The 7,229-nt window shown below is 65.3% G+C and carries 11 protein-coding genes; 8 read left to right on the forward strand and 3 right to left on the reverse strand.

Annotation, left to right across the window (positions count from 1 at the left end):
• Positions 1 to 94 precede the first annotated feature (94 nt).
• Together GBZ26_RS07745 and GBZ26_RS07750 are read right to left on the reverse strand one after the other, a co-directional pair.
• Positions 95 to 571, reverse strand: coding sequence for a hypothetical protein (locus GBZ26_RS07745; RefSeq protein ID WP_174438344.1), 477 nt, complete (start codon positions 569 to 571; stop codon positions 95 to 97).
• The gene (locus tag GBZ26_RS07750) at positions 568 to 783 is read right to left on the reverse strand and encodes a hypothetical protein (protein ID WP_137104996.1); all 216 of its coding nucleotides are present in this window, start codon (positions 781 to 783) and stop codon (positions 568 to 570) included. Before GBZ26_RS07750 ends, GBZ26_RS07745 begins: the two co-directional genes overlap by 4 nt.
• Before the next feature lie 155 nt (positions 784 to 938).
• Between GBZ26_RS07750 and GBZ26_RS07755 the strand changes: the two genes are divergently transcribed.
• The gene (locus GBZ26_RS07755) at positions 939 to 1,412 is read left to right on the forward strand and encodes a DUF29 domain-containing protein (RefSeq protein WP_174438345.1); all 474 of its coding nucleotides are present in this window, start codon (positions 939 to 941) and stop codon (positions 1,410 to 1,412) included.
• A 6-nt stretch (positions 1,413 to 1,418) separates the two neighbouring features.
• A complete protein-coding gene (locus tag GBZ26_RS07760) occupies positions 1,419 to 1,871 on the forward strand; it encodes a DUF29 domain-containing protein (RefSeq protein ID WP_174438346.1) in 453 nt (150 codons plus the stop codon).
• 593 nt (positions 1,872 to 2,464) lie between these two features.
• Here the strand turns inward: GBZ26_RS07760 and GBZ26_RS07765 are convergent.
• A complete protein-coding gene (locus tag GBZ26_RS07765; protein ID WP_137104998.1) occupies positions 2,465 to 2,878 on the reverse strand; it encodes a helix-turn-helix domain-containing protein in 414 nt (137 codons plus the stop codon).
• Here GBZ26_RS07765 and GBZ26_RS30995 point away from each other — a divergent pair.
• The 6 genes from GBZ26_RS30995 to GBZ26_RS07795 form a co-directional block, all read left to right on the forward strand.
• The gene (locus GBZ26_RS30995; protein WP_174438347.1) at positions 2,858 to 3,118 is read left to right on the forward strand and encodes a transcriptional regulator; all 261 of its coding nucleotides are present in this window, start codon (positions 2,858 to 2,860) and stop codon (positions 3,116 to 3,118) included. The genes GBZ26_RS07765 and GBZ26_RS30995 overlap by 21 nt on opposite strands.
• A 174-nt stretch (positions 3,119 to 3,292) precedes the next feature.
• Positions 3,293 to 3,598: a hypothetical protein gene (locus GBZ26_RS07775; protein ID WP_174438348.1), complete on the forward strand. Its 306-nt coding sequence runs from the start codon at positions 3,293 to 3,295 to the stop codon at positions 3,596 to 3,598.
• 741 nt (positions 3,599 to 4,339) lie between these two features.
• Positions 4,340 to 5,134: a hypothetical protein gene (locus GBZ26_RS07780; RefSeq protein ID WP_174438349.1), complete on the forward strand. Its 795-nt coding sequence runs from the start codon at positions 4,340 to 4,342 to the stop codon at positions 5,132 to 5,134.
• A 325-nt stretch (positions 5,135 to 5,459) separates the two neighbouring features.
• Complete coding sequence (locus tag GBZ26_RS07785) at positions 5,460 to 6,086, forward strand: nucleotide-binding protein (RefSeq protein ID WP_174438350.1); 627 nt, start codon at positions 5,460 to 5,462, stop codon at positions 6,084 to 6,086.
• The gene (locus tag GBZ26_RS07790) at positions 6,083 to 6,889 is read left to right on the forward strand and encodes a DUF3102 domain-containing protein (RefSeq protein ID WP_174438351.1); all 807 of its coding nucleotides are present in this window, start codon (positions 6,083 to 6,085) and stop codon (positions 6,887 to 6,889) included. The genes GBZ26_RS07785 and GBZ26_RS07790 overlap by 4 nt, the downstream gene beginning before the upstream one ends.
• Before the next feature lie 23 nt (positions 6,890 to 6,912).
• A partial coding sequence (locus GBZ26_RS07795; RefSeq protein WP_174438352.1) for a transposase occupies positions 6,913 to 7,229 on the forward strand: 317 nt, incomplete at its 3' end.

Consider the following 7,229-nt stretch of genomic DNA (forward strand, 5'->3'; position numbering starts at 1 on the left):
TGGTCCGCAGGGACAGGCCCGACACGCGCGCCGCCTCGGACGCCCCGAAGCGCTCCCGTTTCTGTGAGTCCGTACTGGAAAGGTCGCTCATGCGTCAGCCTCGCGGCGCGGTGTGCTTGTCGATCGGTTCGCCGCCATCGTCCATGGTGACTCGATGCCCATGCTCAAGCGCGCCACGGGCCTTCAGGCGGTCGTACAGGTCGAGATCCCGAACGTCGGCGACATAGGGCAGGGTCACCGGCAGGAAGGGCCTGCGCGATGCCCGCGCCCGCTCCTTCATGTGTTCGTCGGGATGGCTCTCCACCGTGGGCGGCAGGTCCACCAGTTCGGCGGGGCGGTAGGCCTCCGCCGCCGCGTTCCAGCGGTACAGCCGGTACCGGACCACCTCCGGAAACGCGACGCGCCCGTCGGCTCTGCGCACGGCGCGGATGCGCCGGATGGCGGGCGGCTGGGCCATGGTCGCGCAGGCTTCGCGGTGGCGGGCGGCGTGGCGCTCCGGAAGGCGGAGAGGCGCCAATCCTGCGGCAATCGGCACGGGCGGGCGCGCCATGCTGTGTGTGATGGATATCATACGTCGACTCCGCAGGATTTCAGGGCGCGCAGGGCGCGCCGGGAGGCGTGGGGAGCGGTGCGGCACGAGATGGAGGACAACCCGACGGCGGAGACCGCCGCGGAGGGATCGGGCGTTTTCAGCAGCGGCCCGGCTTCGCCTTCGATCTGCACGACGAAGAGGCCTTCGCGCGGCTGGAAGCCGAGCAGCACGCGGGGTAAGTGGTCGCTCATGCTGCCCTAGCCCCGCTGTTCGGGTGGCTCATATCCGGGAGGTGGATGACCTTGCTCGGCAGAACCGGGCTGGCGGGCGTCTGCGCCAAGCCGATGCGGGTGCGTTGGACAGACGGACTGGCGCGGGTCATATTGAGAGACCGGAGGGTCTTCCCATGCCTGATACACGGCTCTACGACAGCGACTTCCTTGCCTGGACGCAGGATCAGGCCGGTCGGCTTCGGCGGCTGGCGGCGGAGCGCAGCAACGTCGATCTGGACCTGGAACACCTCGCAGAGGAAATCGAGGATATGGGCAATGACACCCTGGACAAGATCGAGGGACTCGTTGTCCAGATCATCGGCCACCTGTTGAAGCTGGAACACTGCCCGGACCTTGATCCGCGGCGGCACTGGCGCAGCGAGGTAACGGCATGGCGCAACACGGTGAAGCGCCGAGCCAAGCGGTCGCCAACGGCTTTGAATCGGCTCGATTTGGACGAGCTGACGGAGGACGCTGTGGCGGAATTGACGGCGCTCTACAGCGATCAGGCCTGGGTAAAAGGTCTTCCGACAAGCTGCGCCTACAGGATTGATCAGGTGCTTGACCGCGACTGGTGGCCGGCGAACCGGCATGGCTTGGCGGAGTGATCGCCCATGCCTGATACGCGGCTTTACGACAGCGACTTCTTTGCCTGGACGCAGGATCAAGCCAGCCGGCTTCGGCGGCTGGCGGCGGAGCGCAGCAACGTCGATCTGGACCTGGAGAACCTTGCAGAGGAAATCGAAAGCATGGGGCGCAGTGAGCAGCAGCAACTGGAGAGCCGGTTGACCGTGCTGTTGCTGCATCTGCTGAAATGGCGTTTCCAGCCCGGCCTCCGGGGGAACAGTTGGCGCCTGACGATCAAGGAGCAGCGCAACCGGATCGAGCGCCACCTTCGGAAGAACCCAAGCCTGAAGGCCATGCTCGACGAAACCATCGTCGATGCCTACAGCGACGCGCTGATCGGCGCGGAGCGGGAGACGGGGCTGCCGGAAACGACGTTTCCGAAGGATTGTCCGTGGTCGTTTGACCAGATGATGGACGACGGCTTCCTGCCCGAAGCGTGAACCGGCGTCCCCGGCTCCATCATCTTGTGCGTCGCCCGAACAGCGCAGGGCAGCGAGGGCGTTCCTAACATCGTCCGCATCGATCTGGCCGGCTGCATGAGCAACGTGCAGCCGGTCTACGAGTCTGTCCAGGCCGTCCGCTAAGGCGGTGATGTCGGCCCGTTCCTGCGTTTTGGGTGAGGGGATCGGTGAAGGCATGAAATGAGAACCCCATGCTATTGGCATTCCCAGAATTACAACATTGGTTGTTGAACGCCAACAACAAATAGTGTTAACGGTGGCTGTCGGTTGCGCGCTATGGGGTAAACGCATGCGCATCCTAACATTGCATACCTGGGTATGTGTCGGCGGTCTGGGGTTGGCCTCTCGTTGGCGGGCGCATTCTTTGATTGTGCCACCTTTGAATGGAGTCCAAAGAGGTGGTTACGGCTCGGCTGCCGCTGTGCGAACCTGTTCTTCTTTTGTTCGGCAAGGAGGAGTCATGAAGGCGGAGAGCGGTGAGCTCCGACAGGTCATCTTGAAAGAGTGTCTGTGTCTCTCGCCGGATCAGCAAGAAGAGGCAATTAAAATACTGCGCAGTCTGAGGCGCGATATCAGGCTTTCAGGGCGCGAATTGCTTGAAGGGCCTGAAGGAGCTTGTCATCGGGCAACGACTTTAACTCCGCCTCAATCCGTGTCCTGATTGGCTCAGGCGTTGGGTCGTCAGTCATACCTCGAAGATAGGCGGCGCTTACTTTCAACTCCGCCGCAATTTCCACGATGTATCGAGAGCGTTGGGACAGGCCGCGCTCGATTTTGTCGATCGTTTGCTGGGATACGCCGGCGCGCCTGGCCAGTTCTGTCTGGCTCAGCCCTGCGGCCTCTCGTGCCGTTCGAAGTCTGTCTGCGAGCATACCCATAGAGGGCAGCATACAACAGCCATTGTGGAACGGCTTCACACTATGAGGTGTTGACCGATCAACAACCTTAGTTGTAGCGTAAGGCTCATGAATGTCGCAGCCGAACATCCCCTTGCTCGTGCCATCGCTATCGTCGGAAGCCAGAGAGCTCTCGCGAAGTTGATCGGCACGACCCAGCAGAACATCAGCCGCATGATGCGGATGAGAACTGTCAGCGCCAAGTTCGCGCCACGGATTGAGCGTGCCACAGGGGGGCAGGTGCTCCGTCATGAGCTTTGTCCCGATGTGGAATGGGAGGCCGATTCCCGAAATGGGAACCGGACCGATGCAATCAGAGAAATGGCTTGATCGACCATGCGATCCCAATGGTCAGAGAGCATGCGCAAGAACTCACATCTGTCGCGTTCGGAAGCATTGCTCGCAAGGCGTGAGCTGGGCAACAGCCATGGCTGAGGGGAAGGGAGAGGCGATGGACGTAGGCAAGACGGCGGAGGGAAATGCTCTGGTGCGAAGGGACCCAGCATGATGGCGCCATTCGCCCACGATGCATCTGGGACACCATACGATGCTGCCGCCTTGACTGGGCGTCAGCAGGCAATCCTCGCGCTATGGCCGGAATTCCAGGCGGCCGCCGCGATGCGATGGACGAGCCTGGATCAGGTGGTGCGCGCCATCTTCCATGACCGGACCGGTCTTGCCGATCTGCCCGACGACGAGGCCGTCCAATTGGAGGCCTTGCTGAAGACGGCCATCACCCGCCTGCACATGGTCGCGCCGGCACGGCGCCGGCCGCCTCCTTCCCGGAACTGCGGGCGAGGCTCGGCATGAGGTCCACTCGCTGCCACCCCTCGGCATCGAGCACTCCACACGATTCGAAATCCGACTCCTACCTCTGGCTTTGCTGCGCGGTCCGCGGCGCCGTCTCCGGCTGCCCGCGCGCTGCCACGTCATACCGTGCCCGTGCGGGCGCGGTGCATCCCTGACACCGATCGGAGGGCCATCGATGCCACGCGCTCCCCCCAGTTCCCTCCGAGGCTGATCTCCTGATCATTCCTGCGTCTGTGCACCGCTCAACCCATGAGCGGAGCAGAGAAGTTTTCTGCCGCAGCCGCGTCCCAGCGTGGCTGTGAACGGGGAAGATCTGCGCGCGGAATGAACCGGGGCCGATCACCTCGAATCGCGGCCGCTCGACCGGCCGGCATCGTCCAGGGCACTTGAATCCCACGTCGGTCGGCTGGCCGGCGCACGGGAGGACTTGTGCCCTCATCAACAACATGGCTGCGCAGGGCGTGGTCGTGAACGGGAGGGCTTTCTCTTTGGCGACACCAAGGGCACCGCCCTGAGCTGGGGCGGCCTTGCGACCGGCCGCCCCAGGACTGCGCTCAGGAACCGTTCAGACGCCCGGCCTTGACCACCGGTGCGAACGGGGACGTGTGCGCCGTCATCATACTTCAACCGCGACTCGATTGCGACTCGATTGCCGTCATTTCCGGCCACGGATGCGTGCGCCTCGATGACGGCTGAAACGCCGGCTGGTCACGGGATCGCCGGAGACGGGACAGGTGCGCCATGAGCGAAGCGAACGCAGAATTTCGCAGAATTGTTGGACGGTTTCAGGCGGCGATTCGCGCCAATCCACGGCTCAAGCTGCGCGACAAGGTGGTGGCGTGGGCGATGCTGGATCGCCTCGACCGTCAAACCTTCGCCGCCAGCGGCGAGCTGACGGTGTGGGATGCCGTCGGCGTCGAGGCCCTGGCCGCCGACACGTCGCTGTGCGAGCGCGACGTGGTGCGGGCGCGGGCGGCCCTGCGCCAGGAACGGGTGATCGAAGACGTCGGCCGGCCGGCGAAGGGACGCCCCGCGCAGGTTCGGTTCAACCGGGCTTGGCTGGAGCGCCGCGAGGTCGCCGAAGCGGCAACGGAGGACACAGGTGTCCCGGACTCCGGAGTCCTTGGTGCCCATGAACGGAGGACTCCGGCGCCGGCAACGGAGGACAAAACCCCCGCCGAACGGAGGACACCGGAGTCCTCCTATCCTTGTAACCTTGGAATCAACCTGGCGCGCGCGGGCACGCCGGCACCCGCACGCACACGCGAAGGCCCCCTGGCTGCGACGCTGGCCGCCCACTTCTCGGCGGCGGAAATGCGATGGTTCGAGGGAGCGGCCATCGAGCTGGACGGCGGTTCGGCGGTGCTGTGGGTGCCCAGCGCGTTTCAGCGGGATTGGATCGGCGCCCGGCTCGCCGACCGGCTGAAGGGCGCGCTTGGCGTCTATAGCCTCGAGGTGCGCGTGGGCGCTCCGCCGGCGATGACCCCGGCCAGAACGCGACCGACGTTGCATGCCGTCGCCGGGGGGAGGGCATGAGCCATGGCGGGATCGTTCGCAAGCGAACTGGCCGGGCATGGCTGAAGGCTTGGCGCGCTCTCCTCGCTGGGGCGCGCTTCGATCCCCGTGTCACCGCCAGCCGCATCCGCAGAACCGAGAGGCAGCCCGCCGCGGCGTTGCAGCCACCGCGGCGGGCCTCCACCCCCCAGCATAGGGACATGAAGATGCCGAAGGACGGAATTCAATTAAATAGTTCGCCGGTTGGCCGATGCACATGCGTGGTCGAACGGCGGGTCATCCAGCACATCGTCGGGCGTTCGGCAAACCGTTCACCGGTGAACGGTTTGAGCGGGAGGGCAGGGCGGTGAGAAAGGTCCTGGTCACCCAAGGCAAGGGCGGCGGCCCGAAGACCGCCACCGCGCGCAACCTGGCCGTCGCCGCCGCCGTGGCCGGTCAGCGGGTCGCCACGCTGGACACCGACCCGCAGGGCTCCCTGACCTACTGGCACAGCCGGCGCCCCCAGGAGGCGACGCCGATCGAGGCCGATCAGATGCCTCTGCCGCGGATCGTCGGCGCTCCGGTGCCGATCGCCGGCATCGATCTGCTGATCATCGACACGCCGACGGCGGTGGAGTTCTTCCCCGAGGCGACCGCGATCCTGTTCGACTGCGCGGATCTGGTCCTGGTGCCGGTGCGGCCCGGCCCGGAGGACCTGGTCAGCATGGATGGCATGATGCCCTACATCCGGTCACGGCGCCGGTCGACGCGCCTCCTCCTCAGCCAAACCACCCGGAGCCGCGACACGGCGGAAGCGAGGGAGCGTATCCGCGACTTCGGGACGGCGGTCCCGGTGGAGATCCCGCACCTTCAAGAGGTGCCCCGCACCTTCACGCTGGGCCTGGGCACCGCGGAGATCTCCGGAACGCGCACCGGCCCGCTGTTCACGGACCTCTGGACCTACATCGCTGCCGAACTGAGGACGACACCATGATGAAGATGAACGCCCGCCAGCTCGGCAACACGCGCCTCGCCATGCTGAACAATCCGCGCGAGCTGGCCACCCGCGCGGAGTTCGCCGAGGACATCCGGCGCAACTGGCTGAACGCCCTGGAGGCCACGGTCCAAGTCGGTCGGCGGCTGAACGAGGCCAAGGAGAAGCTGCCGCACGGCGAGTACGAAGCTATGGTGGAACAGGATCTTCCCTTCAAGCCGGCGACCGCGCGGAAGTTGCGCGAGGTCGCGGCGTTCGTGGACTCTGGCAAGGTGCCGCTCGAGCAACTGCCGGAGGCCTACAGTACCGTCTACGCTATCGCCACAATGCCGGAGGAGCGGCGCCATGAAGCCCTCAAGCAGGGAGTGATCCGGCCAGACCTGACGCGGCGAGAGTTGGAACAGTTCAAGACGCCGGCGCCTCTGATTGCGCCGCTGGTTCCCGCCACGCGAGCTCCGGGGTCCATTCCGGCGCCACCGACGCACTGCCCAGGTGCGGGCCTGGAGGCATTGTTCACCGGCACGCCGGATAACACGCCTGAGGCGTTCCCGTTCAAGCCCGTGATGGTGAAGCCTCCGACCATCGACGGTGAGGCCCTGCCGATCAGTACCGATCGCCAGCCAGATCCGGCCAACAGCGAACCGTCCCCGCCGACCGCGGCGGAGCTGATGGCTTCGCCTTGGTACGTGCGCCAGGATTCCCGGGGTACCGTGCTGGCAACTAGTAGCGGCGTGATACTTCTAGCAGGACGCGGAAAAAGGGCTGTGCCTGGTTGGCCGTCCGTGATTCTCTCTGGTTGTTGAGACTACGGCTGGCGATGGGGACGATGCGGGGTTCGGACGAACGCAGCGAGGGTCTGTTCAGCTACGTGAGCTGCGAGGCGCGGGTTCCGGCGAGCCATCCGCTGCGGCCGATCCGGGCTATCGTGGACGAGGCGCTGGAGGTGATGTCGCCGGCGTTCGAGGGGCTGTACTCGAAGATCGGGCGGCCCTCGATCCCGCCGGAGAAGCTGCTGTGTGCGTTGCTGCTCCAGGCCTTCTACTCGGTGCGCTCGGAACGCCAACTGATGGAACAGCTCGACTACAACCTGCTGTTCCGCTGGTTCGTCGGCTTGTCGATGGACGCCCCGGTATGGGACGTCAC

The sequence above is a fragment of the Azospirillum formosense genome (assembly GCF_013340925.1).
In the GTDB taxonomy this organism is placed as follows: domain Bacteria; phylum Pseudomonadota; class Alphaproteobacteria; order Azospirillales; family Azospirillaceae; genus Azospirillum; species Azospirillum formosense.